The following is a 24,681-nucleotide window of genomic DNA, read 5'->3' as shown; positions in this document are numbered from 1 at the left end:
CGCCAACGCGAGCATCAGCCGCCAATCCCGCCTGGTTCACCGCCCCGCATCTCTGCGATCAGCCACCTCCCGAAGGACCGCCATGCATATGACGTCCCACCACGAACCGAAGGCCTCGCCGAGGGTTCGCCTGATCATGCTCGCCTGCCTCATCCCGCTCATCGTGGTCACGATCGCCGGGCTCTTCGTGCTGTGGCCATCAGGACCGGACAAGGACCTGCCCGGCGGCGGGCCGACGACGAACTCGGCCGAGGGGACCACCGATACGAAGGTCACCGTCACCGCTGTCGACGCCTCGGACTGCGAGCCCGGCGAGACGGACCCGATGGTCCGCGCCGACTGCACGACCTACACCGTCGAGGCGGACGGGCACGAAGGCAACCTGTACGTCACCCCCGACGCGGTCAAGGCCGGCGTCGACGTCGGCGACACGATCAAGGTCCTCGACTTCACGCAGTCGCCGGACCGGGCGGAGATGGGCACCGATTACGTGTTCATCGATTTCGACCGCAACGTTCCGATGCTGGCCCTGGCGATCATCTACGCGATCGTCGTCCTCCTCGTCGCCGGTCTGCGGGGCCTGCGCGCGCTGATCGGACTCGGGTTCGCCGGTGCTGTGCTGTTCGTCTTCATGCTCCCGGCCATGCTCGACGGCAAACCTCCGGTGCTGGTGGCGATGGTCTCGGCGAGCCTGATCATGGTCATCGCGCTCTACCTGGCGCACGGAATCTCGACGCGGACGTCGACGGCGCTGTTCGGAACGGTGCTCGGCATCGTCATCACGGGCATCCTCGGTGCGTGGATGACGTCCTGGGCGAATCTGGGCATCGCCTATTCTGAGGACGGGTACCTGCTGGTCGATACGACGGATCTGGGGATGACCGACATCATCGTGTGTGCGATCCTCATCACCGGGCTCGGGGTGCTCAACGATGTCACGATCACTCAGGCTTCGGCGGTGTGGGAGCTGGCAGCCGCTGCCCCGGAGATGAAGCCCGGTCAGCTGTTCTCTCGGGCGATGCGCATCGGGCGTGACCATATTGCCTCGACCGTCTATACGATCACGTTCGCGTATGTGGGCTCGGCGCTGATGACGCTCATCATCGTCTCCGCGCACGATCAGCCGCTGTTCGACACGTTCACGCTCGGGGACATGTCGGTGGAGGTGGTGAGCATCCTCGTGTGCTCGATCGGTCTGGTCGTCGCGATTCCGCTGACGACCGGACTCGGCGTCCTCGTGGTGAAATCGGGAGTGCGCCCGCCGAGGCGGCCGACCGGATCCGTTGCCGCGCCCGGCGCGATCACGGTTGCCGACCCTGCAGGGGAACGGCCCCCGCTGACGCGTCGCGAGGCCCGTGAGCGCGACCAGAGCCGCTGAATGTCGCCCCAGAACTACCTGACGGCGGCTGAGCAACCTCGCGCGAGGTTGCTCAGCCGCCGTCAGGTAGCAATTGGGGTCAGAACATTGTCCAGGCTTCCTGGAGGACGCCGCGGATGATCTGCTCCATCTCGTCGAACTCGTTCTGACCGACGGTCAGCGGAGGCGAGAGCTGGATGACCGGGTCGCCGCGGTCGTCGGCGCGGCAGTACAGGCCGCTGTCGTACATCTTCGCCGACACGAAGTTCTTGAGAATCCGCTCGGACTCCTCTTCGGTGAACGACTCCTTCGTGTCCTTGTCCTTGACGAGTTCGATTCCGTAGAAGAACCCCTCACCGCGGACATCACCGACGATCGGCAGGTCCTTGAGCTTCTCGAGCGTGAACTTGAACGCCGCAGCGTTCTCGTGCACGTGGTCGTTGAGCTTCTCCTCTTCGAAGACGTCGAAGTTCGCCATCGCGGCGGCACAGGCGACGGGGTGACCGCCGAAGGTGTAGCCGTGGTAGAAGGTCTCATCGCCGCCGGGGCCGAAGGGCTCGAAGAGCCGATCGGAGGCGATCATCGCACCCAGCGGCGCATAGCCGGAGGTGATGCCCTTGGCCGAGGTGATGATGTCGGGAACATAGCCGAAGTCGTTGCAGGCGAACATGTCGCCGATGCGACCGTAGGCGCAGATCGTCTCGTCCGAGACCAGCAGCACATCGTATTCGTCGCAGATCTCGCGCACCCGCTCGAAGTATCCGGGAGGCGGCGGGAAGCAGCCGCCGGAGTTCTGCACGGGTTCGAGGAAGACGGCGGCCACGGAGTCGGCACCTTCGAACTCGATGGCCTCACCGATGCGGTCGGCGGCCCAGCGGCCGAAGGCCTTCTCATCATGGGCGAGGTGCTCCGGTGCCCGGTAGAAGTTCGTGTTCGGCACCTTGTGAGCACCGGGGACCAGCGGAGCGAACTGCTCCCGCAGACCCGGCAGCGAGGTCACCGACAGCGCACCGTGCGGCGTGCCGTGGTAGGCGGTGGCCCGCGAGATGATCTTGTGCTTGCCGGGTTTGCCGACGAGCTTGAAGTAGTTCTTCGCCAGCTTCATCGCCGACTCGACCGAGTCGCCGCCGCCGGAGGTGAGGAAGACCCGGTTGAGATCGCCCGGCGCATAGCTGGCCAAACGCTCCGAGACCTCGATCGCCTGCGGGTGGGCGTACGACCACAGCGGCATGAACGGCAGCTTCAGCGTCTGGTCGTACATCGCCTTCGCGATCTGCTCACGACCGTGACCCACCTGGACGGTGAACAGGCCGGCGAGACCGTCGAGGTACTTCTTGCCCTTGTCGTCGAAGATGTGGTGGCCCTCACCGCGGACGATGACCGGCGCCTCACCACCGTTGAACAGTGCTTGGTGTGGTGACATGTGCATCCACACGTTGTTGCGGATGGCATCCTGATAAGGAGTGCCGGCCCTGGTGACATTGTCTGTCATCGCGTCCCCCAGTTGTATTTCTGCTTTTCGAGTGAGAGGTACATGAAGAGCTCCGTATCCACGACGACATCGATCGAGCGGAGCTCCTCATTGACGAACTCGATCAGATGCCGATCCGATTCACACACGATCTCGACCAGCAGGTCGAACGAACCGGCGGTGACGACGAGGTAGTCGATCTCGTCGTAGTCGTGCAGCTTCTCGGCGACCGCGGAAATGTCTCCGCGGACCTTCAGCCCCACCATCGCCTGCCGCGCGAATCCCAGACTCAGCGGGTCGGTCACGGCGACGATCTCCATGACACCCGACTCGATGAGCCGCGACACCCGCTGGCGCACGGCGGCCTCGGACAGGCCGACGGACTTGCCGATGGCCGAATAGGATTTCCGTCCGTCGTGCTGCAGTTCGACGATGATCGCCTTGGACTTCTCGTCGAGATTCCCCAGTCGGGAACCGCTGCCGTTCGGCAGGAGCGGGTCCATTCTTCACCTCCGTGATGTGCGTCTCAGGACAATCTATCACCGAATCTGCTGAAATGCGCTGTTTCGTTTGCGAATTCCGTCGAAACTGAAATTGTTTGGTTCTGGATTCGTCAGAAATCGCCGAGGCGGCCGACGAGTATCCGTGCCGAGCGCCGTTTCCGCGACGCCAGGATCCGCCGGTGGTGACCATTCGAATCGGCTGTCCGCCGACCGCCCGAAACCGCCGTTCGCGGACCGGCCGGGTCGGCCGTTCGGGGATCGCTGAGGGCCGCTGTCGGCAGCCGTCCGAATCCCTGTTGAGAAGCGCTGCGAATCGCCGCTGCGAAAGCCCGCGGATTCCCGCTGCCGCGCGGATCGGCGGACCCGCGGCAACACGCGCGGTGACAGTGATTGACAGTATGTGAGCGGGGTCACCACACTGGGATCATGAATGAGGGGGAGCTGTTCTACGGCGGCGAGGATAATCGCCCGGATGTGTACGGGATGCGTCCCGGAGCCGAGCAGGGGCAGGCCGGCAAAGAGGTCAAGGCGCGCCCGCAGCCGGTTCCCGGCGAGGTCGATACGATCGGCGCGAACGAACTGTCGTTCAGCGCCGAGGAGTACCTCGGTCGGATCGCCTCGGTGCGCAACCGCATGCTCGACCAGGGCCTGGCCGCGCTCATCGTCACCGACCCGGCGAACATCTACTACCTCACCGGCTACAACGCGTGGTCCTTCTACACCCCGCAGCTGCTGTTCGTGCCCTCGTCGGGACCGATGACGCTGTTCATGCGCGATATGGACGCCCGCGGAGCCTCGCACACCTCATGGCTGCCGCCCGAGGACATCGTCGGCTATCCCGAACGCTATGTGCAGCGCCCCCATATCCACCCTTTCGACTGGGTCGCCTTCGCCCTGCGCCAGCGGTGGGAGGTCGCCCGAGCATCGACCATGCCGGTCGGAGTCGAGATGGATTCGCATTTCTTCTCCCCGCGAGCCTTCCGCGCACTCGTCAATGGTGTGCCCGAATGGCGCCTCGTCGACTCCTTCGAGCTCGTCAACTGGATCCGTGCGGTCAAATCTCCGGCTGAGGTCGCGCTCATGCGCAAGGCTGCGAAGGTGACCACCGCGGCCATGGACGCGGCACTGGGCACGATCGGCGTCGGAGTCGGTCAGAACGAGGTGGCGGCCGCGATCTCCGAAGCTCAGACCCGCGGCGGCGACGGGGTCTGGGGCGACTACCCCTCGATCGTCCCGCTCATGCCCACCGGCGAAAGCGCGGACACCCCGCACCTGAGCTGGACCGATCGGAAGTTCGAACGCGACGAATCGGTGAGCATCGAACTCGCCGGTGTTCACCGCCGCTATCATGTTCCGCTGGCCCGTACGGCGGTGACCGGGCGGCCGAAGCAGGAGCTCGTCCGCCTCGAGGGGGTCGTCGCCGAGGCGCTGTCGGCAGTCCTCGACGTCGCCGCTCCCGAGGTGCCCACCGCGGAGCTCGCCCGCACCTGGAATCGGGTGCTGGCTCTGTCGGGACTCGAAAAACCCAGTCGCCTGGGGTACTCGATCGGGATCGGCTACCCGCCGGACTGGGGCGAGCGGACGATCTCGATCCGCACCGAGGACGACCAGATCCTCGAAGCGGGAATGACCTTCCACCTCATCGGCGGCATGTGGATGAACGGCTATGGAATCGAGCTGTCGGAACCGGTGCTCATCACCGACACCGGCTGCGAACCGTTCACGAACTTCCCCCGTGAGATCATCCGCGTCTGAGGCGAGGAACGTCGGCCCCTCAGGCGAAGAACTGGATCCACAGACCGAGGGCCAGGGCGTTGATCCCGGCCACCGCGAGTGCTCGGCCCTGCACCCAGGAGATGTCCTTCGCCGAGGCGGCCACCGAGGAATCCGCGATCTGCACGGCCATCGCCACCCGTGGGGGAGCGGCGAGAGCGGCCAGCGAGCCGGCCGCATTTCCGGCCGCGACGACCGGCAGCGCCGAGACATGCGATGATGCCGCGGCCGCGGTCAGCGTGCCGGTGAACATCGAGTTCGCTCCCGTGTTCGAACCGGTGAGCACCGCGCCGATGGAGTTCAGCCATGGAGTGAGCAGGATGAGCCCGGCCGGCAGCAGTGAGCCGATCGTCTCGCTCATCCCCGTCGTCGTCATGATCCAGCCCATGAGCATGAATGCGGCGGTGCCCACCCCGATGGGAATCCAGGAACGCACTGCCGCGACCGTGACGTCGCGTCTGCCGGCGACGGCGGTGGCGGCGATGAGGCAGGCGGCGGCCAGCCAGAACGGGGGAGAAGCGACGATCTGCGTGATGATCGACGGCAGCGCGGCGTGCAGAGCCCGGGCCAACAGCAGACCGACCGTGAGCGCCCCGTAGGGCAGAACGGCCACGCCGAGGCGGCGCGTCAGGCCCGTGGTCTTCTTGCCGACCATGAACAGCGCACCGAGGACAACGATGACGATGAGCGAACCGATGATCCCCGACGGGGCCATGCCGATGACGGAGCTGGAGGCGAGGATCCCCGCCCACATGAGGGCGCCGGCACCGATGATCCCCAGCGCCGAGGCGGGAGACGGGCGCATGATCGCGACCACCGCGATCGCGACGATGATGACGGGGATCGCATTCACCCACGCCGTGGCCAGACCGAGTTCGTCGACGCCGAGTCCGGCCAGCGCCGCTGCGACGGTGGTGCCCGGACCCAGGGCGCCCCATGGAACGGCGATGAGGCCGAGGAGACCGAGGATCGCCGACTGCCGCAGAGTGCAGCCGAGGTGGGTGAGGATCGGCACCCCGACGGTGACGCCGATGCCGAAGCCGGTGACCGATTCCGCGAAGGGCACGATCCCGAACACGACGAGCGCGACCCCAAGCGGGCGACTCGGTGACAGTGCTTCGACCCAGGCCGAGATCTGCGACATCGACCCGGCGGATTCGAGCAGCCGGGCGAGCAGCATGCCGAAGAGCAGGATGAGCGCGACCTCGAGGATGAGCGGAAAGTAGTCGATCCCCGATTCGACCAGCACCGAGACGGGGGTGGGGAAGGCGACGGCGACGAGACCGGCCGCGAGCACCGCTCCGGCCAGTGCCGCGACCCAGGAGCTCTGCTTGAACAGGAGCAGGAGGATGGCAATGAGGATCGGGGTGAGAGCCAGCACTGCCGCCATGGAGATGCGTTTCCTTTGTGAGAGAGGATTCTACGATCCAAGAATAGTTTATGATGCTCCAATGGTGAAAGAAGAGGATCTCGGCGCTCGTGTCTTCGGCGCCCGCATCAGAGCACGGCGCAAATTCAACAACCTCACCCTCAATGAGCTCGCGGTCCGGGCAGGACTGTCCCGCGCGGCTCTGTCGAAGATCGAACGCGGTGAGCAGGATACCTCCGTCTCGAACGCCATGGGCCTCTCCCGCGCCCTCGGCGTCGACGTCGGCGAGCTCCTGGCCGCCCCGGAAGTGACGATCACCCGCAGCGAGGCGATCCCTGCGACCTCGACCTTCGGGAAAGGGGTCTGGCGTCGGGACCTGCCGTCGGCGATCGAGAACATGGACGTCGTCCACTACCGTCTCGACCCGCGCAGCGAGACCTCGGCCTTCGCCGCGCACCGCAGCGGATCGCGTGAGAGCTTCTTCGTCCTCAAGGGCAGCATCGAAATCGTCACCATCGACCGCCGCACCACTCTGCACTCCGGCGACTGTGCCCAGGCTCCCGGCGACGTACCGCATCAGTTGGCCAATCCCCACGACGAACCCGCCGAACTCATGCTCATCATCGTCTGAACCCGCCCCACCCCTTGTTACTACCTGACGGCGGCCCATCAACCTCGCGCGAGGTTGCTGGGCCGCCGTCAGGTAGCAATAGGGGTGGTCTTGACCGGGCGAGGCGCCTCGGCGAACATTGTTATGTTCCATTTCCGTTCAAGGACGTCTGTGCTGTGAAGTGAATCCTCATGCCGTGACTAGCGGGTGCCACGGGCCCGCAGCGCTTCCGCGTACACGAAATGAGGATCCTTATGTCCACAGCCATCACTGTGTCCGAACTGGACTACCGCCTCGGCGACGATACCGAGATCTTCGCCGGACTCACCGCCGCCATCCCTGCCGACCTCGTCGGACTCGTCGGCGACAACGGGATCGGCAAAACCACCTTCGCCCGCATCCTCGCCGGTCGGCTGCGCGCCTCGGCGGGAACCGTCACCGGTGCAGACGGCGCCGTCTACATCGACCAGCTGCTGCCGCATTCGACGCAGCGGGTCGACGCCGCACTGGGCATCGCCCCCGTCCGACTGGCGCTGGGCCGCGCCCTGGCCGGAGAGGCGACCGGGGCCGACTTCGACCTCATCGGCGACGATTGGGACATCGAAGAGCGGGCCCTGGCCGCGCTGTCCGAACTCGGTCTGCACCTGAGCGTCAGCGACCTCGACCGGAGTCTGCGCAGCTTCTCCGGCGGACAGGCGACACGCATCGGGCTGGCCCGAGCGGCGCTGGTCGGCGACGCCTGGCTGATCCTCGATGAGCCCAGCAACAATCTCGATGAGGACGGACGGGCTCTGCTGACGACGCTGCTCACCGACCGACGCGGTCTGACCCTCGTCATCTCCCACGACCGGACTCTGCTCGAACAGATGACCTCGATCATCGAGATGACCGACCAACTGCGCGTCTACGGAGGGAACTTCGACGACTTCGAAGCCATGGTCGCCGCGGAAGAAGAAGCGAAGCAGCAGAAGGTCACCGACGCGAAGAAGTCCCATCGGATCGAGAAGCGACAGCGGATCGAACTGGAGACGAAGCTCGCCCGCAGCGAACAGAAAGGGGCGAAGGACAAACTCAACAGACGGCGTCCCCGGATCGCAGCCAACGCCATGGCCCATTTCGCCGAGAAGTCCGCGGCGAAGCGACGCGGCGACAAAGCCGCCGACGAAGCAGCCGCCTGGGACGACCTCACCGCCGCCAAGGATGCGCTGCGCCGGACCTCGAGCGTCCGCCTCGACCTGCCGGACACCCAGGTCCACGCGAGCAAACGGGTCCTCGAGATCTCCACGGCCGCCTCGGCGAGGTCCGAGCGAAACCAGACGATCGTCGGCCCGGAACGGATCCGACTGACCGGACCCAACGGGGCAGGGAAGTCGACCCTGCTGGCGGCGATCCTGGCGGCCGCGAACGAACGGGGCCCGCACGGCGAGGACAAGGGCGACACGTGCGGTGGACACGCGGGGACCGAAACCGGCCCGCCGATCGTCGAACTCTTCGGCGACCTCGACATCACCGTCGCAGCAGCCGCGGCCCACCTCGACCAGCAGTACCGACTGCCGGGGGAGCTGACGGTGATGGAAGCGGTGCGATCGGGCAATCCGCAGCTCGACCCGCACCGCGTCCACGAAGTGCTCGCGGCCATGGGACTGCGTGCCGGACGCACCGACCAGATCTGCCGGACCCTGTCCGGAGGGGAGCGGTTCCGCGTCGCCTTGGCCTCAGGACTCCTCCAGGATCCGGCGCCGCAGCTGCTCATCCTCGACGAACCGGGCAACAATCTCGACCTGTCATCGCTCGAAGCGCTGGTGACCGCTCTCGAAGGATTCGGCGGTGCGATGGTGATCGTCACCCACGACGACCGACTCGCCTCCGAACTCTCCGTCGACACCGAATGGGACGTGCGGGAATTTCTGCGCACGGCAGCCGTTGATTGAGTCGAGACGAAAGGGACGAGCCGAGGCGGCGAAGCAGGCGGGAGAAACAGACGAATGTGCGATTTTGACTTTACTGGGATAATGGTTGCGTGAGTGTCATCAGCCCTGCCCCAGAAACCGCATCCCCGACGCCCGAAACAGCCCTGCGCATCGGGCCCATCGAGCTGTCCTCGCCCGTCGTGCTCGCGCCCATGGCCGGGATCACGAACACCGCCTTCCGCCGCCTGTGCCGCGAATACGGGGCAGGACTGTATGTGACCGAGATGGTCACCACCCGGGCGCTGGTCGAGCGGAGCCCGAAGACGATGCGGATCATCCACCACGAACCCTATGAGACCCCGCGTTCCGTCCAGCTCTACGGAGTCGACCCGGTGACCATGGGGCAGGCGGTGCGGATGCTCGTCGAGGAAGATCGGGCCGACCACATCGACCTCAACTTCGGCTGCCCCGTCCCCAAGGTCACGCGCAAGGGCGGCGGATCCGCGCTGCCGTGGAAGCAGGACCTGTTCACGTCCATCGTGACAACGGCCGTCACCGAGGCGGCCCGCCGGGACGTGCCCGTGACCGTGAAGATGCGCAAGGGCATCGACGCCGACCACACGACCTTCCTCGACGCCGCCGAAACCGCTCGCAACGCCGGCGTCGCCGCCGTCGCCCTGCACGGGCGCACTGCCGCGGACCTCTACTCGGGGACCGCGGACTGGGATGCGATCGCCCGGCTCAAGGACCACCTCGGCGATACCGTTCCGGTGCTCGGCAACGGGGATATCTTCGCCGCCGAGGATGCTCTGGACATGATGGCCAAGACCGGCTGCGACGGCGTCGTCATCGGTCGCGGCTGTCAGGGACGGCCGTGGCTGTTCGGTGACCTCGCGAACGCTCTGAACGGCAGCGACGAACGCCATCGTCCCGGTCTCGCCGAGGTGGCTCGCGCGGTGTACAAACACAGCGAGTACCTCGTCGATCATTTCGAGGACGAATTCCTCGGCGTCCGTGACCTGCGCAAACACATCGCCTGGTACTTCAAGGGCTACCCCGTCGGAGGAGAGCTGCGCAGTCAGCTGGCCATGGTCTCCTCCCTCGAGGAACTTGCCGGACTGCTCGATCAGCTCGACAAGGACGCCCCCTATCCGGGAGCAGCCGCCGAAGGGTCCCGCGGCCGCACCACCCGGCCGAAGAAGCCGCACCTGCCCGAAGGCTGGCTGGACTCCCGCATCTTCGATCCCAGTGGGAAGTCGCTGCTGTCGGAGGCCGAACTCGACATCTCAGGAGGATGAGAATGCCCTTCGACACTCACCCGCACACCTCGGTGCGGACGGGTACCGTGGCGGTCTACTCGCCCTGGGACGAGGAACGGTGGGTGAGCGAACCGGCGAAGAATCCACGACGTTCGGCCTTCCAGCGTGACCGTGCCCGCGTCCTCCATTCCTCGGGCCTGCGCCGTCTCGGTGCGAAGACCCAGGTCGTGTCCCCGGGCACGGACGATTTCGTCCGCACCCGCCTCACCCACTCCCTCGAGGTGGCCCAGGTCGGACGCGAACTCGCCCGCTACCTCGGCTGCGATCCCGATATCGTCGACACCGCCTGCCTGTCCCACGACCTCGGACACCCGCCCTTCGGCCACCACGGAGAGACGATTCTCGATGCCCTGTGCGCCGACATCGGCGGCTTCGAGGGCAACGCCCAGACCCTGCGCCTGGTCACCCGCATCGAACCGAAGGTCATCGCCGACGACGGCCGTCCGGCCGGTCTCAACCTGTCCCGCGCCAGCCTCGACGCACTGACGAAGTACCCGTGGCCGCGAGCCGAAGCCACGGCCGGTCGCCGCGACTCCGGGGTGCGCAAATTCGGTGTCTACGATGACGACCGAGCTGTCTTCGACTTCTACCGCGACGGCATCGACAACGGCCAGAGATGCATCGAAGCCCAGGTCATGGACTTAGCCGACGACATCTCGTACTCCGTCCACGACGTCGAGGATGCCATCGTCGCGGGCCACCTCGACCTCGCCGACTTCGCCGCCGATGACCGTCGGACCGAACTCTTCGACATCACCCGTCAGTGGTATCTGCCGGAGACCACCGATGCGGAGATGGACAAGGCGCTCGGCCGACTGCAGGCCGCCGCCTACTGGCCCAAGGAGGCCTTCGACGGATCCCGTCGGGCTCAGGCCGGTCTCAAGCACATGACCAGTCAGCTCATCGGCCGGTTCGTCGGTGCCGCGGAATCCGCGACCCGTGAGGAATTCGGGTGGGAACCACTCGCCCGATACTCCGCCTCACTCGTCGTGCCCGAGACGACCACCGTCGAGATCGCCGTGCTCAAGGGCATGGCCACGCTGACGGTGATGGTCGCCGAGGATCGACTGCGACTCCATGACATCCAGGCAGCGGTCATCAACGAACTCGCCGAATGGTATTCGCAGTCACCGGACACACTCGATCCGATGTTCCGCGCCGACCACGCCGAGGCCGCCGACGACTCCGCACGCCGGCGCGTCATCGTCGACCAGATCGCCTCCCTGACCGACCATTCCGCCTGGGCTCTGTACCACCACCTCAACGCCGGAGCGGAGGATCGGCTCTAGACCATGGCCGGACTCATCAAGCGCGAGGACATCGACGAACTGCGCAGCCGCACCCGCATCGACGAGGTGATCGGGGAATTCGTCACCCTCAAGACCGCAGGCATCGGATCGCTCAAGGGCCTGTGCCCGTTCCACGACGAGAAGACTCCCTCGTTCACGGTGCGCCCTCAGGTCGGGATGTACCACTGCTTCGGCTGCGGTGAGTCCGGAGACGTATTCACCTTCCTGCAGAAGGTCGAACAGCTCAGCTTCGTCGAAGCCGTCGAGACCCTGGCCGGCAAGGCCGGAATGCATCTGCGCTACGAGGACGGGAAGGGACCCGACCGGGAACAGGCCAGCCGCAGGCAGCGGCTGCTGGAGATGCACGAAGTCGCCGGGCGCTTCTTCGCCCAGGCTCTGGAATCCGAAGCCGGGCAGATCGGTCGCGAATTCCTGTCCGGCCGCGGCTTCCCCGCGGAGTCGAGCCGAGAGTTCGGCATCGGGTTCGCCCCGAAATCCTGGGATGCCCTGACGACCCATCTGCGCCGGGCCGGCTTCACCGATGAGGAGATCCTCGCCGGCGGCCTGGCCAGCGAAGGCGGACGCGGAATCTACGACCGGTTCCGCGGTCGGGTGATCTGGCCGATCAAGGACATGACGGCCCGGACCATCGGCTTCGGCGCCCGCCGACTCTATGACGACGACAAGGGACCGAAGTACCTCAATACTCCGGAGACCGCGCTCTACCACAAGAACCAGGTCCTCTACGGGCTCGATCTGGCGAAGAAGTCGATCGCGAAGACCAAGCGCGTCGTCGTCGTCGAGGGCTACACCGACGTCATGGCCGCCCACCTCGCCGGAGTCGACCAGGCCGTGGCCACCTGCGGCACGGCCTTCGGCGCCGAACACGTGAAGATCATCCGACGCCTCCTCGGCGACGACCCGACCGGACAGGTGATCTTCACCTTCGACGGAGACGCCGCCGGTCAGAAGGCTGCGCTCAAGGCCTTCGAATTCGAGAGCCTGTTCAGCGCCCAGACCTTCGTCGCCGTCGAACCCGACGGCCTCGATCCCTGTGACCTGCGCATGCGGAAAGGTGACGCGGCCCTGCGCGAACTCATCGACGGGTGCAAGCCGCTCTTCGAGTTCGTCATCACCACCGCGATCTCCCGCTTCGACCTCGACACCGTCGAGGGTCGGATCTCCGCGGTCCGCGCCGCCGCCGAGGTGCTCACCGACATCCGCGACCGTAACAGCCTTTCGCATTACTACCGGTTCGTCGCCGGCCGCATCGGCGTCGACATCGATGAGGTGGAGGCCGCGGTCCGCACCGCAGCCCGCCAACCGAAGCAGAACAGACGGCCCGCCGAGGCGCCCGCCCGCCAGTCGTCCTACCGCGACGGCCCACCGCCGGCACCGAGCGCACCCGCACCCTCGACGTCAGCCGTACCCGGTTCTGGATCAGGGTCCGGTGCCGGGACCGGACCGGGGCACGCCCCGGTCGAGGACGCACGCGATCCCGGTCCCGCCTCGGCGCCGGAGGTCTCCGACGAACGCAGCCTGGAATACGTCTACGAGGAGCGCCCCGACGTCTCGAACCTCTCGGCTCCGATCAGCCCTGCACGGCTGAAGACGGAGAAGGGCGCCCTCATGGTCGCCCTCCAACATCCGGAGGTGGTCAATGCCAAGCTCTTCGACTCGCTGTCCGCGAAGGCCTTCGAACACCCCGGGTATCGGCGGATCCAGGACGCGATCAGACAAGCCGGGGGACTGGGTGCCGCTGGCCCCGCCCAGTCGAAATGGGCCGAGCGCGTCCTCGACGCCGCTGCCGAGGACCTCAAACCCTATGTGGCTCAGCTGCTCGTGACCCCGTTGCCGGTGATCGAAGGGGACGGGATCGACCGGTTCGCCCGCGGCATCGTCGCCCGCCTCTTCGACTACGACCTCGAACGCATCGCCAAGGAACTCCACTCCCGCCTGCAGCGTCAGGACACCGCCGACGGAGCAGGCCAGGCCGCACTGCTCGGCCAGCTGCAGACCCTCGAACAGCACCGGGCACGGCTGAAGACGCTGATGTAGAACACTGCACACAGTGAAATAGTGCACAATTGCAGATTTGCAGTTGGTGAAAGTTTGCATATGGTGCAAACTGTACCTATGCCCGTTGAAGAATCCCTGCGCTCGAAAAAGGCGCGGCTGACCCGCAGCGCCCTCCACGAGGCGGCGATCACCCGCGTCCTCGAAGACGGCCTGGCCTGCGCCACCGTGGCGACGATCGCCGCCGACGCCGGTGTGTCCACACGCACCTTCTTCAACTACTTCGAGACGAAAGAGGACGCGATCGTCGGCCTCGGATCCGAGGTCAGCGTCGATGAGGGCCTTGCCTTCGACTACGTCCACAGCCCCGCCGGGCTCGACACGCTGGCCGAGGACACGGCGCGCTTCGTCCGCGAAGCGCTGCTCGTCGGCTCCGTCGATCCCAAACTTCCGGCTCGGCGCCGCCGCCTCTTCGCTCTCTACCCGGAACTCGTGAGCAAGAGCTTCGACCGGGCAGAAGAGCTCGAAGAGATCGTCACCGGTCACGTGCTTGAGCGACTGCGCCACCTCGGCCAGGAGTTCTCCTCCGAGGAGTCCGCCTGGCGCAGCGCGCGGATGCTCACCCAGCTCTGCCGCGTCCCGCTCAACCATGCGGGACAGACGATCAAAGCCGATCCCGAAGCGGTCGAGGGCAAAGGCGGAACCCAAGCGATCTTCGAAGACTCCCTTAGCCTGTTCCGCAAGGTATTGGACCGACTGCAATGACGAAAGCTGTGATGAGAAGCAACCACGAAACCGATGAGAAGACGATGACGGCAACCACCTCGAAGAACTCCGCACCCACGGGACCCGACGCACAGACCGAGCCGATGGCCACCTCGGCGATCATTCTGCTCTTCGTGGGCCTGATGATCGCGATGTTCATGTTCTCCCTCAACCAGACGGTGCTGGCGACCGCGTTGCCGACCATCGTCGGCGAACTCGACGGCGTCGACCAGATGCTGTGGGTCTCCACCGCGTTCATGCTCGCCTCGACGATCATGATGCCCGTCTACGGCAAGGTCGGTGACCTGTTCGGACGCAAACCGCTGTTCATGTTCGCCATCTGCTGCTTCCTGCTGGGATCGGTCTTCGCCCTCATCGCGAACGAGATGTCGACGCTGATCCTCGGCCGCGTGCTCCAGGGCATCGGCGGCGGCGGAATGATGATCCTCTCACAGTCGATCATCGCCTCCGTCGTCCCCGCCCGCGAACGCGGCAAGTACATGGGCATCATGGGCTCGGCCTTCGCCGTGTCGTCCGTGGCCGGACCGCTCATCGGCGGCTGGCTGACCGAAGGACCCGGCTGGCGCTGGGCGTTCGCCATCAACTTCCCGCTGGGCATCATCGCCCTCATCGCCGCCGCCGTGTTCCTCAAGGTGCCCAAGCATGACAAGGGCGCGGGCCAGCGTCCGAAGATCGATGTCATCGGCATGGCGCTCGTCTCCATCGTGACCTCCTGCATCGTGCTCACCTCCGCTTGGGGCGGACATGACTACGAATGGGGATCATGGCAGATCAACGGGCTCATCGTCACCGGAATCATCGCCGCAGTCGCCTTCGTCTTCGTCGAACTCAAGGTCAGCGAGCCGGTCATCCCGATGCACCTGTTCACCAACCGCGACTTCCTGCTGTGCACGATCGCCGGTCTCTTCGTCGGCATCGGCATGTTCGGTGTGCTCTCCTACATGCCCACCTACCTGCAGATGGTCCACGGCATCGATGCCACCGTCGCGGGACTGATGATGGTGCCGATGATGGGCACCATGCTCGTGTCCTCGACGCTCGTCGGATTCATCGTCTCCCGCACCGGCAAGTACAAGAAGTACCCGCTGACCGGCATCCTCATCATGGCCGCCTCCCTCGTCCTGCTCTCCCAGCTCAAGGCCGAGAGCTCGGCCTGGGAGACCATCGGCTGCCTGGCGCTGCTCGGACTCGGACTGGGCTTGAGCATGCAGACTCTCGTCCTCGTCGTCCAGAACGCCTTCCCGGTGTCCATGGTCGGCACCGCGACCGCCTCGAACAACTACTTCCGCCAGGTCGGCGCCACCCTCGGCATGGCCTTCATCGGATCCGTGTTCACCCAGCGGCTGATGGACAACATCAAGTCCGGAATCACGGAGATCGCCAAGGCCTCCCCGCAGGGTCACATGCCCCAGGTCTCCTCGACCGGGCTGACCCCGGAGATCGTGTCGAAGCTGCCGGAGCCGATGCATTCGCTCATCATCACCTCCTACAACGATGCCCTCGTGCCCCTGTTCCTGTGGGTGGCTCCGCTGGCCGTCCTCGGATTCGTCTTCCTCTGCTTCCTGCCCAACACTCCGCTGGCGCAGACGCTGAAGAACGAACCGGCGAAGCGGGAGAACCTCGACGTCGCAGCAGAGAATGCGGGGGCCGTGTCCGCGTCGGTTTCCACCCCGGTCGAGGCTTCATCGGTTAGTGTGGCAGAAAGCCCTCTGTCCAAGGAGCCGAGGAATGACGGTACTGACCATACTCAACTCACCCGGGACCGAGATCCCCGAACTGATCACTGATCTGGGGGAGCGGGACGGGATCGAACTTCGCATCGCCGAGGCGTCGACCCTGTCCCAGGCGCTGCCCGGCACCGATGTGCTGCTGATGTGGGATTTCTTCTCCACCGCACTCAAGGATGCCTATGCACATGCCGACCGGCTCGACTGGGTCCATGCCGCCGCGGCGGGCGTCGATTCGCTCCTCTTCGATGAGCTCGTCGACTCGCCGGTGACGGTGACGAACGCCCGGGGGATCTTCGATCGACCGATCGCCGAATTCGTCCTCAGCTACATCCTCATGCACGCGAAGAGCTCGATCGGCTCGCTCCACGACCAAGCGGAGGGGAAGTGGAACCGCCGGTCGACCCGCGATATCGCCGGCACCAAGGCGCTCATCGTCGGCACCGGTGCGATCGGCCGGGGCATCGCCCGCCTGCTGAAGGCCGTCGACATCGAGGTCACCGGAGCCGGGTCGCGCGCCCGCAGCGGCGACGCCGACTTCGGTGAGGTCATCGACTCCGCCGCCCTGCCTAAGCATGTGGCCGGATTCGACTGGGTCATCGACATCGCACCGCTGACGGAGAAGACCGAGAGGCTCATCGGCGCCGAGGCATTCGCCGCCATGGATGACACCGCCGTGTTCATCAATGTCGGACGCGGAGACACCGTCGACACCGACGCGCTCGTCACTGCGCTGCGCGACGGGCAGATCGCCGGAGCCGGTCTCGACGTCTTCGACGAAGAGCCGCTGCCCGCCGACCATCCCCTGTGGGCGATGGACGATGTCATCATCACCCCGCATATGAGCGGTGATACCGACGGCTGGAGAATGCGGCTGGCCGAGCAGTTCCATCGCCTGTTCGAACAGTATCTGGCCGGAGAGCGGTTCCCGCACACCGTGGACAAGAAGCTCGGGTACGTGCGGTGAGCCTGGCCGACGACCCCACGGCGCAGCGGGCGTTCCTGGCCAGGGTGATCGCCGAACTCATCGCTGTGCGCCGTGCCCGTCTGCTGAGCATGCTGGTGCTCGCCCTGGCGATGCTCGTCGCCGGTCTCGGGGCCGCCGGCCAGGCTCAAGGCGATCACATCGATGCGGTGCTGCTGTTCTCGGCATTCAGCCTCATCATGATCGGCATCGTCTGTGCGCTGGGCGCGATCATCGCCTGGACGCGGATCAACCGGGACGTGCTCGATTCGATCGCGGCCACCCGTCCGGCTCGGGCCAAGGCACCGCGGACGCGCAACGCCGGATTCGCCGTGGCCCTCGGCTTCGCTGTCGTCGGGATCCTGTTCGGCATCCTGCTGTGGGCCGAGGCTCCGATCCTGGCCGGCGCCGTCGTCATCGCCTGCCTGCTGCTGGCCTGTCTGGGGCCCATCTGGGCGAATGAGCTGGCCAACGCCGATGATCGACTCGCCGTCATCCTCGACAGCGACGACGAACTGGCTGACCGATTCGCCAGTTTCACGCCGATCTGGCTGCATGAAGCCATGGAGTCCGATGCCGCGGAGTGACTGATTCCTCCCGCTGCTGATTAAACATCCCGAAACCGGCAGAACCTCCCGTTCCTGCGGGAGGTTCTGTCGTTCCCACGGGGTTGCGGCACGAAGCGGAGGGCATGCGGCCCAGGGTGCGGGATGGCGCCGAGGATGTGCTGAACCACTGGCGCAAGGCCCGGCGGGGACGGCGACGGACGTGATAGACGAAGGCGCCCGGAGTCGTGAGACTCCGGGCGCCTGTCTCAGCCGGTCATCGAACGCTCATCCGAGCGTTGCGGTGGGCCGCCTCGGCGATATCGATATCAGGGAAAGGCCGGGACGTCGACGTCGGCCATCTTGGCCACGCAGCGCACGACCTGGCAGGAGTAGCCGAATTCGTTGTCGTACCAGACGTAGACGACGACGCGGTCCTCATCGACGATCGTGGCCAGACCATCGACGACACCGGCGCGCTTGGAGCCGACGAGGTCGGTGGACACGAGCTCGGGAGAAGTGACGTAGTCGACCTGGTTGCGCAGCGGCGAATGCATCGACACCTCACGCAGGAACGTGTTGAGCTCGTCGACCGTGGTGGCGGTGTCCAAGTTGAGGTTGAGGATCGCCATGGACACATTCGGGGTGGGTACGCGGATCGCGTTGCCCGAGAGCTTCCCCGCCAGTTCCGGCAGAGCCTTGGCCACGGCCTTGGCGGCGCCGGTCTCGGTCAGCACCATGTTCAGCCCGGCCGCACGGCCGCGGCGGGAGCCCTTGTGGAAGTTGTCGATGAGGTTCTGATCGTTGGTGAACGAATGGACCGTCTCGACGTGGCCGTTGCGGACACCGAACTTGTCGTTGATGGCCTTGAGCACCGGAGTGATCGCGTTCGTCGTGCACGAAGCCGCCGAGACGATGGTGTCCGAGTCGAGGATCGCATCGTCGTTGACTCCGAAGACGATGTTCTTGACATCGCCCTTGCCGGGAGCCGTGAGCAGGACCTTCGACGCACCGGGGCAGGCGAGGTGCTTGGACAGGCCCTCGTCGTCGCGCCACTTTCCGGTGTTGTCGACGATGATGGCATCGTTGATTCCGTAGGCGGTGTAGTCGACCTCGGAGGGGTCATTGGAGTAGATGACCTGGATGAGGGTGCCGTTGGCCTGGATGGTGCTGTTCTCTTCGTCGATGACGATGCTGCCGTCGAAGGCTCCGTGGACCGAGTCGCGGCGCAGCAGGGAGGCGCGCTTGACGATGTCGTTCTCCCCATTGCGGCGCACGACGATGGCGCGCAGACGCATACCGGTGCCGCCGGCACGATCGATGAGGATGCGGGCGAGAAGACGGCCGATGCGACCGAAGCCGTAGAGGACGATATCGCGGACCTCGCCCTTGCCGGACTGTGATTCGACGACATCGGCGAGCTCGGAGGCGAGGAAGGCGTCGACATCGGCGGTCGGATCATCGAGCTTCTCGATGAGGCGGCCCAGATCGATGCGGGCCGGTGCCAGGTTGAGCCCGGACAGCGCCTTGACGATGCGGTGGGTGATCTGGATGTCGAGCTCTTCGCCGAGGAAGTGGCGAGCATAGCGGTGGGCCTTGATCATGCCGGTCACCGACTTATTCAGCAGCGACCGCCCGAACAGGGTCAGCAGCACGTCGTTCTCACGGTACAGGCGTCCGACTAGCGGAATGAGTTCTTCGGCGGCGGTCTGCTTCTTCGCCCAGTCGTCCAGGCGAGCAGTCGTAGCGTCAGTCAAAGGTCGTGTCCCCTCGGTCAGTTATAACGGATGCGCCCACAGTCTACCGTCTCGCCTATTCGCGATCGGACCGGCGTTCCTCGAACCGTTTGAAGCCCAGCAGGGTCAGTGCCACGATTCCGGCACCGGTGATGAGCGCGCCGAGGCTCTGCGCCTGCACCTTCGGTTCGACGAACCGGTATTCCTGCTCCTCTTCGCGCGGCCGAGGTGGTTTCGCCGTGCCGATCCACGCGGCGATGAACAGGACGATGCGGGCGAAGACGTTGAGGGTGAGCATGATCGCGATGATCGATCCGAACACACCGGCGGCCTTGTTTCCGGAGAAGAGATTGACGAGCACCGTGGAGAAGTTGATGAGGATGAGGAACGCGGTCGCGCCGATGAGCGAGCCGCGGTTCTTCGCCTGTTTGTCGACCGGCCTCTCCGGCAGCATCGTGAATAGGAACCAGAAGATCATCCAGGCGGCGCCGAAGGTGAGGATGACCGGAACGATGAACAGCAGGCTCGCGGCGATGCCGGAGAGTCCGAGCAGATCGACGATCATCGACCGCAGACCGGTGCCGACGACGGTGAGTGCCACAGCCAGGAGGAGTCCGATGATGAGGCCGATGAGAGTGATCACGTTATTGATGACCTTGCTGACGAAGGACTTCTCCGGCACGGCATCGTCGAAGTCGTCGTGCAGCTGGGCTCGCACTGCGGCACCGAGGTTGCCGATGAATCCCTGCCCCGTGTAGAGACCGGTGAGAATACCGATGATTCCGACTGCCTGCCACTGCAGCAGATAGCTCTCGAGCTGTTCGGTCAGGGATTCGTTGCCTGCGGTGAACGTCTCGATCTGCTGCGTGACCTCGGGCAGGAGCTCGGGGCGGGCGACGTCGAGGACGAAGCCGATGCTCGCGAGGCTGACCATGGCGATGGGCATGACCGCGAGAACGAGGAAGTAGGTGATCGCGGCACCGAACTGATTGCCCAGACGCTGTCCGAAACGCTGGACCGCGCGCATGAGGTGGGCAGGTCCGGGTCGGTTGACGGCATTGTGGCCGACCTCAGCGACGGTGTTGCGCGAGGCCAGTACTTTGGCAGGTGCCACGTGTGTGCTCCTTCGATGCGTATCCGCAAGGTGCGTTCGTATTCCGGTCTGAGGTGTTCGTTTCCACACTAGCCGCTGTGAGCGCACTGTGAGGGGCGGGCCGCGCCCGTATCTAGACTTTTGACCATGCCGATCCCTGATTCGCACTCCCTCGCCGCCGCTTTCGCGACCGCGGTCACAGGCGGACTCTCAGGCAGTCTGCCTTCCGGCGCGGCTTCTGCGGAGGTGGTCTCAACCGGCGGCAGCGCCGCGGACGACCTCAGCGGGTTCTCGGCCTGGACGGTGACGATCATGGAGACCCTGGGACCGGCCGGTGTCGGCTTCATGGTCTTCCTCGACAACATCTTCCCGCCGATCCCCAGCGAGCTCGTCCTTCCGCTGGCCGGATTCACCTCCAGCCAAGGGCAGATGAACATCGTGGCCGCGATCGTCTTCGCCACGATCGGCTCGGTTCTCGGCGCAGTTCTGCTGTGGGCTCTGGGCAAGTGGATCGGCATCGAACGCATCGCCCGAATCGCGGTGACGATGCCGTTGGTCGACGTCGATGACGTGCACAAGACCGTCGATTGGTTCGACAGGCACGGGGACAAGGCCGTGTTCTTCGGGCGGATGATCCCGATCTTCCGGTCGCTCATCTCCATCCCCGCAGGCATGCGGGACATGCGGCTGGGCACGTTCCTGCTGCTGACCACGGCCGGCAGCGCGATCTGGAACACGATTCTCATCGTCGCAGGCTTCACCCTCGGTGAGAACTGGTCGGTCGTAGAGACCTACGCCGGCTACTTCCAGAACCTCGTCATCGTCGCCGTCGTCGTCTTCGTCATCGTGTGGATCGTGTTCAAGATCCGCAGACAGCGGCGGAAGACGGCCGCCGGGCTCGACACGACCGAAGACGATCATATCGAGCCCGGACAGTCCTGAGGTCGAGTCCTCGGCTCAGCTTACCCAAGCCGCCGCGGTATGTGCGGGGGTGACCTCTTCGCCGGGCTTGACGGGTCCGGGAGCCGTCCCGTCGCCGAAAGGCGACCCGCCGAACTTCCGGTCGCGACCGTGATCGCTGAGCCACCCCGAGAGGTCAGGGCCCTTGGGCACGATCTGCGTCGGATTCACATCCTGGTGGACGATGTAGTAGTGCTGTTTGATCTGCTCGAAGTCGACCGTGTCCCCGAAGCCCGGCGTCTGGTACAGGTCGCGGGCGTAGCCCCAGAGGTTCTCGAAGGCAGTGAGCGGCTGACGGTTGCACTTGAAGTGACCGAAGTAGACGGGATCGAAGCGCACGAGCGTGGTGAACAGTCGCACATCCGCCTCGGTGATGGTCTCTCCCATGAGGAACCGTGACCGGCCGAGCCGATCCTCGACGATATCGAGCGCGTTGAATAGGCGATCGAAAGCGGCATCGTAGGCGTCCTGGGAACCGGCGAATCCGCAGCGGTAGACGCCGTTGTTGATCTCCGTATAGATATGACGCATCACCTTCTCCATCTCCTCCCGGGATTCTTCGGGCCAGAGATTCGGGGCACCCGCACGGTGGTAGTCGGTCCACTGAGTGGAGAAGTCCTCCGTGATCTGCGGGAAGTCGTTGGTCACGACGACGCCGGTGGGCACGTCGACAACGGCAGGCACGGTGATTCCGCGCGGATAGTCCGGAAAGCGGGCGAAGAATGCCTGCTGCAGCCGTTCGATGCCGAGCACCGGATCCACCCCGCCCGGGTCGAGGTCGAACGTCCACGACCTGGCATCGTGGGTGGGGCCGGGCAGGCCGAGGGAGATGACGTCCTCGAGCCCGAGGAGGCGACGGACGATGATCGTCCGGTTCGCCCACGGGCAGGCGCGGGCGGCGACGAGGCGATATCGGCCCGGTTCGACGGGCCATTGAGCGTTCGGATCGTTGAGGATGCGATCGTCGATGTAGTTCGTATCGCGGTTGAACGCCGCGCCTTCGGTCACGTAGCTGGGAGTGTGATCGGTGGACTCGGACATGACGCTGCCTCCAATGAGATCGATGAGTGCGACTTCTGTCCTCAGCTTACGACGCGGTGGCAAGCCCTCGCCGAGGCGGCCCGCCGTCACCGTCGCCCGTCCTCCCGGAATGGGGAGGGGCCCATCCGCCACCGAGGCGGGACGACGACGGCCCGGGACGGACCGTTCGAGTCCGTGCCCGGGCCGTACCCCGCAGGCTGAGTTCGGCGACTGTGCCTCAGCCGGCAGCGACTGTGCCTCAGCCGGCGTAGAGCGCGTCGATCTCGGCGGCGAAGTCCTTGTTGATGAGGTGACGCTTGACCGACTGCTTGGCCGAGAGGTAGCCGTTGTCCTCGCTGAGTTCGATCGGCAGGATCGTGAACTTCTTGACCCCCTCGGCACGCGAGACTGTCTTGTTCATCTGTTCGACGGCCTTGGCCACTTCGGCCTGGATCGCATCGTCCTCGGCGGCCTCGGGCAGATCCATCTGCGGCAGATCGTGGTTCTTCAGCCAACCCGGCAGCATCTCCGAATCGAGGAAGATCAGCGCCGAGACGAACTTGCGGTTCTCCCCGACGAGCACCGGCTGGCCGATGATCGGGTGGCGCCGCAGCACGTCCTCGAGGGGAGCCGGGGCGATGTTCTTGCCGCTGGAGGTCACGATGATCTCCTTCTTGCGGCCGTTGATCGTCAGATACCCGTCGTCGTCGAGGGATCCGAGGTCACCGGTGCCGAACCAGCCGTCGTGGAACTCCTTGGCCGTGGCCTCGGGGTTGTTCCAGTATTCGCGGAAGACCGGCACGCCCTTGGCCAGGATCTCACCGTCGGGAGCGATCGCCACCGAGACTCCCGGCAGCGGCACACCGACGGTTCCGATCTTCGACTTCTCCGGAATGTTGACGGTGATCGGCGCCGTGGTCTCGGTGAGCCCGTAGCCCTCGAGGACGATGATGCCCAGTCCGCGGAAGAAATGGCCGAGGTGAGAGCCGAGTGCGCCGCCGCCGGAGACCGCGTGAGTGACGTTGTCGCCCATGACCGCACGCAGCTTCGAATAGACGAGCTTGTCGAACAGAGCGTGCTGGAGCTTGAGGCCGGTCGGCACCTTGCCGGTGTCGAGCGCCTTCGAATACGCGACGGCAACCTGCTCGGCGCGGCGGAAGATCTTCTCCTTGCCGCCTGCCTGAGCAGTTGCCAGTGCGGAATTGAAGACCTTCTCGAAGACGCGGGGCACACCGAGGATGAACGACGGGCGGAAGCTGCCCATGGCGTCGGTGAGCTTCGTCAGATCCGATTGGTGGGCGAGCAGAGCGCCGTTGCTGATGGCCAGAACCTCGATGAACCGGGCGAAGACATGGGCCTGCGGCAGGAACAGCAGGCAGCGCATGTTCGTGTCCAGGACGCTGGGGATCTGGTGGCGCGCGGCCTGGGAGGTCTGCACGAAGTTCGCATGGGTGAGCACGCAGCCCTTTGGCTTGCCGGTGGTCCCGGAGGTGTAGATGATCGTGGCAACGGAATCGGCGTCGACCTGCGAGCGGGCGGCTTCGAGCTCATCGTCGCTGATGCCCTCGCCCGCCTCGGTGAGATCGGCGAAAGCGCCGTCGTCCCAGACCCGCAGCGCCGGCTCGTCGCGTCCGGCGGCCTTGGCCGCGGCACGCACCCGATCGGCATGGTCGCGCGAGGAGACGAGCCCACGGGTGACGTCGGCATCGGTGAGCATCCAGCTCAGCTGTGCCTCCGAAGAGGTGTCGTAGAACGGCACGGAGATCCCGCCGGCATACCAGATGGCGTAGTCGCTGAGCGTCCACTCATAGGAGGTGGGGCCGAAGATCGCGATCCGGTCACCGACTCCCACACCCAAGGCGATGAGTCCCTTCGCGGCCGCCTTGACCTCTGCGAGGAATTCGGCCGCGGTCAGTTCGTCCCAACCGTCCCCGTCGGGTTTGGCGACCAGAGGGCGAGAGGGGTTCTCAGCGACTGTGCTGAGGAAGATATCGGTGGTCGACGAGGCGGTATCGACCTCGAAACCGACGACGGGTGTTGACGACTGCGGCATGGTCGTTGAGCTCATGAGTCTCCTTCGAGGACGTAAGTTACTGCTCGGTTATCCTACAGTTCGGCCGGGTCTCAGTGAAATCGATCACGTTTGCCGAGATAACCGGCGTCCGCTGACCTGTGAGCAGTCTAACCAAGTCGAATCAGGGGGCGTTCAGAGTACGATGGTCAGAACCCGCTC

Annotated in this window: 19 protein-coding genes; 12 read left to right on the top strand and 7 right to left on the bottom strand. The window is 65.4% G+C overall.

The window, feature by feature from the left end; all coding sequences use genetic code 11:
• Window positions 1–82 precede the first annotated feature (82 nt).
• Complete coding sequence (locus QYM46_RS10435) at window positions 83–1,378, top strand: YibE/F family protein (protein WP_432788879.1); 1,296 nt, start codon at window positions 83–85, stop codon at window positions 1,376–1,378.
• Between the two features lie 79 nt (window positions 1,379–1,457).
• Here the strand turns inward: QYM46_RS10435 and QYM46_RS10430 are convergent, their stop codons facing one another.
• Both QYM46_RS10430 and QYM46_RS10425 read right to left on the bottom strand, forming a co-directional pair.
• Window positions 1,458–2,849, bottom strand: a complete 1,392-nt coding sequence (locus QYM46_RS10430) for an aspartate aminotransferase family protein (protein ID WP_169252425.1) — start codon at window positions 2,847–2,849, stop codon at window positions 1,458–1,460.
• Entirely contained in the window at window positions 2,846–3,331 is a 486-nt protein-coding gene (locus QYM46_RS10425) for an Lrp/AsnC family transcriptional regulator (protein WP_432788878.1), read from the bottom strand. Before QYM46_RS10425 ends, QYM46_RS10430 begins: the two co-directional genes overlap by 4 nt.
• Before the next feature lie 426 nt (window positions 3,332–3,757).
• On the opposite strand from QYM46_RS10425, the gene QYM46_RS10420 reads away from it, so the two are divergent.
• Window positions 3,758–5,086 carry a M24 family metallopeptidase gene (locus QYM46_RS10420; protein WP_211167978.1) on the top strand — a complete coding sequence of 443 codons (1,329 nt, stop codon included), beginning with the start codon at window positions 3,758–3,760 and terminating at the stop codon, window positions 5,084–5,086.
• Window positions 5,087–5,105: 19 nt separating this feature from the next.
• Here the strand turns inward: QYM46_RS10420 and QYM46_RS10415 are convergent, their stop codons facing one another.
• On the bottom strand, window positions 5,106–6,494 hold the full coding sequence (locus tag QYM46_RS10415; protein ID WP_432788877.1) for an L-lactate permease: 1,389 nt from the start codon (window positions 6,492–6,494) through the stop codon (window positions 5,106–5,108).
• 61 nt (window positions 6,495–6,555) lie between these two features.
• On the opposite strand from QYM46_RS10415, the gene QYM46_RS10410 reads away from it, so the two are divergent.
• From QYM46_RS10410 to QYM46_RS10370, 9 genes are all read left to right on the top strand, one after another.
• Window positions 6,556–7,104 carry a helix-turn-helix domain-containing protein gene (locus QYM46_RS10410; protein ID WP_432788876.1) on the top strand — a complete coding sequence of 183 codons (549 nt, stop codon included), beginning with the start codon at window positions 6,556–6,558 and terminating at the stop codon, window positions 7,102–7,104.
• A gap of 233 nt (window positions 7,105–7,337) precedes the next feature.
• Window positions 7,338–9,014: an ATP-binding cassette domain-containing protein gene (locus tag QYM46_RS10405; RefSeq protein WP_432788875.1), complete on the top strand. Its 1,677-nt coding sequence runs from the start codon at window positions 7,338–7,340 to the stop codon at window positions 9,012–9,014.
• Window positions 9,015–9,103: 89 nt separating this feature from the next.
• Window positions 9,104–10,291, top strand: a complete 1,188-nt coding sequence (dusB, locus tag QYM46_RS10400; protein ID WP_432788874.1) for a tRNA dihydrouridine synthase DusB — start codon at window positions 9,104–9,106, stop codon at window positions 10,289–10,291.
• Window positions 10,292–10,293: 2 nt separating this feature from the next.
• On the top strand, window positions 10,294–11,601 hold the full coding sequence (locus QYM46_RS10395; protein ID WP_432788873.1) for a deoxyguanosinetriphosphate triphosphohydrolase: 1,308 nt from the start codon (window positions 10,294–10,296) through the stop codon (window positions 11,599–11,601).
• A 3-nt stretch (window positions 11,602–11,604) separates the two neighbouring features.
• Window positions 11,605–13,659, top strand: coding sequence for a DNA primase (dnaG, locus tag QYM46_RS10390; RefSeq protein ID WP_432788872.1), 2,055 nt, complete (start codon window positions 11,605–11,607; stop codon window positions 13,657–13,659).
• Window positions 13,660–13,737: 78 nt separating this feature from the next.
• Window positions 13,738–14,382 (top strand): TetR/AcrR family transcriptional regulator, encoded by a 645-nt coding sequence (locus tag QYM46_RS10385; protein ID WP_248278878.1) that lies wholly within the window; start codon window positions 13,738–13,740, stop codon window positions 14,380–14,382.
• Between the two features lie 11 nt (window positions 14,383–14,393).
• Window positions 14,394–16,190, top strand: coding sequence for a DHA2 family efflux MFS transporter permease subunit (locus tag QYM46_RS10380; RefSeq protein WP_432788871.1), 1,797 nt, complete (start codon window positions 14,394–14,396; stop codon window positions 16,188–16,190).
• Window positions 16,132–17,097: a D-2-hydroxyacid dehydrogenase gene (locus QYM46_RS10375; protein ID WP_432788870.1), complete on the top strand. Its 966-nt coding sequence runs from the start codon at window positions 16,132–16,134 to the stop codon at window positions 17,095–17,097. The genes QYM46_RS10380 and QYM46_RS10375 overlap by 59 nt, the downstream gene beginning before the upstream one ends.
• Window positions 17,094–17,681, top strand: a complete 588-nt coding sequence (locus QYM46_RS10370; RefSeq protein WP_432788869.1) for a hypothetical protein — start codon at window positions 17,094–17,096, stop codon at window positions 17,679–17,681. The genes QYM46_RS10375 and QYM46_RS10370 overlap by 4 nt, the downstream gene beginning before the upstream one ends.
• A 287-nt stretch (window positions 17,682–17,968) precedes the next feature.
• On the opposite strand, the gene QYM46_RS10365 is transcribed toward QYM46_RS10370, so the two are convergent.
• Entirely contained in the window at window positions 17,969–19,396 is a 1,428-nt protein-coding gene (locus QYM46_RS10365; RefSeq protein WP_169252414.1) for a glyceraldehyde-3-phosphate dehydrogenase, read from the bottom strand.
• Window positions 19,397–19,451: 55 nt separating this feature from the next.
• A complete protein-coding gene (locus QYM46_RS10360; RefSeq protein WP_432788868.1) occupies window positions 19,452–20,489 on the bottom strand; it encodes a YhjD/YihY/BrkB family envelope integrity protein in 1,038 nt (345 codons plus the stop codon).
• Between the two features lie 126 nt (window positions 20,490–20,615).
• On the opposite strand from QYM46_RS10360, the gene QYM46_RS10355 reads away from it, so the two are divergent.
• Complete coding sequence (locus QYM46_RS10355) at window positions 20,616–21,410, top strand: DedA family protein (protein WP_432788867.1); 795 nt, start codon at window positions 20,616–20,618, stop codon at window positions 21,408–21,410.
• A 15-nt stretch (window positions 21,411–21,425) separates the two neighbouring features.
• Here QYM46_RS10355 and QYM46_RS10350 read toward each other — a convergent pair whose 3' ends face one another.
• On the bottom strand, window positions 21,426–22,469 hold the full coding sequence (locus QYM46_RS10350) for a glutathione S-transferase C-terminal domain-containing protein (RefSeq protein WP_432788866.1): 1,044 nt from the start codon (window positions 22,467–22,469) through the stop codon (window positions 21,426–21,428).
• 238 nt (window positions 22,470–22,707) lie between these two features.
• Window positions 22,708–24,516, bottom strand: coding sequence for an AMP-dependent synthetase/ligase (locus tag QYM46_RS10345; protein WP_432788865.1), 1,809 nt, complete (start codon window positions 24,514–24,516; stop codon window positions 22,708–22,710).
• Window positions 24,517–24,681 lie beyond the last annotated feature (165 nt).

It is taken from the genome of Brevibacterium sp. K11IcPPYGO002 (genome assembly GCF_050920635.1).
Taxonomy (GTDB): domain Bacteria; phylum Actinomycetota; class Actinomycetes; order Actinomycetales; family Brevibacteriaceae; genus Brevibacterium.
Note: the sequence above shows the minus strand (reverse complement) of the source record. Positions and strands in the feature narration are given on the sequence as shown.

Bases quoted from the DNA above. Each gene is read 5' to 3' on its own strand.
- QYM46_RS10435 (WP_432788879.1), top strand. From the start codon at position 83: ATGCATATGACGTCCCACCACGAACCGAAGGCCTCGCCGAGGGTTCGC.
- QYM46_RS10430 (WP_169252425.1), bottom strand. From the start codon at position 2,849: ATGACAGACAATGTCACCAGGGCCGGCACTCCTTATCAGGATGCCATC.
- QYM46_RS10425 (WP_432788878.1), bottom strand. From the start codon at position 3,331: ATGGACCCGCTCCTGCCGAACGGCAGCGGTTCCCGACTGGGGAATCTC.
- QYM46_RS10420 (WP_211167978.1), top strand. From the start codon at position 3,758: ATGAATGAGGGGGAGCTGTTCTACGGCGGCGAGGATAATCGCCCGGAT.
- QYM46_RS10415 (WP_432788877.1), bottom strand. From the start codon at position 6,494: ATGGCGGCAGTGCTGGCTCTCACCCCGATCCTCATTGCCATCCTCCTG.
- QYM46_RS10410 (WP_432788876.1), top strand. From the start codon at position 6,556: ATGGTGAAAGAAGAGGATCTCGGCGCTCGTGTCTTCGGCGCCCGCATC.
- QYM46_RS10405 (WP_432788875.1), top strand. From the start codon at position 7,338: ATGTCCACAGCCATCACTGTGTCCGAACTGGACTACCGCCTCGGCGAC.
- QYM46_RS10395 (WP_432788873.1), top strand. From the start codon at position 10,294: ATGCCCTTCGACACTCACCCGCACACCTCGGTGCGGACGGGTACCGTG.
- dnaG (WP_432788872.1), top strand. From the start codon at position 11,605: ATGGCCGGACTCATCAAGCGCGAGGACATCGACGAACTGCGCAGCCGC.
- QYM46_RS10385 (WP_248278878.1), top strand. From the start codon at position 13,738: ATGCCCGTTGAAGAATCCCTGCGCTCGAAAAAGGCGCGGCTGACCCGC.
- QYM46_RS10380 (WP_432788871.1), top strand. From the start codon at position 14,394: ATGAGAAGCAACCACGAAACCGATGAGAAGACGATGACGGCAACCACC.
- QYM46_RS10375 (WP_432788870.1), top strand. From the start codon at position 16,132: ATGACGGTACTGACCATACTCAACTCACCCGGGACCGAGATCCCCGAA.
- QYM46_RS10355 (WP_432788867.1), top strand. From the start codon at position 20,616: ATGCCGATCCCTGATTCGCACTCCCTCGCCGCCGCTTTCGCGACCGCG.
- QYM46_RS10350 (WP_432788866.1), bottom strand. From the start codon at position 22,469: ATGTCCGAGTCCACCGATCACACTCCCAGCTACGTGACCGAAGGCGCG.
- QYM46_RS10345 (WP_432788865.1), bottom strand. From the start codon at position 24,516: ATGAGCTCAACGACCATGCCGCAGTCGTCAACACCCGTCGTCGGTTTC.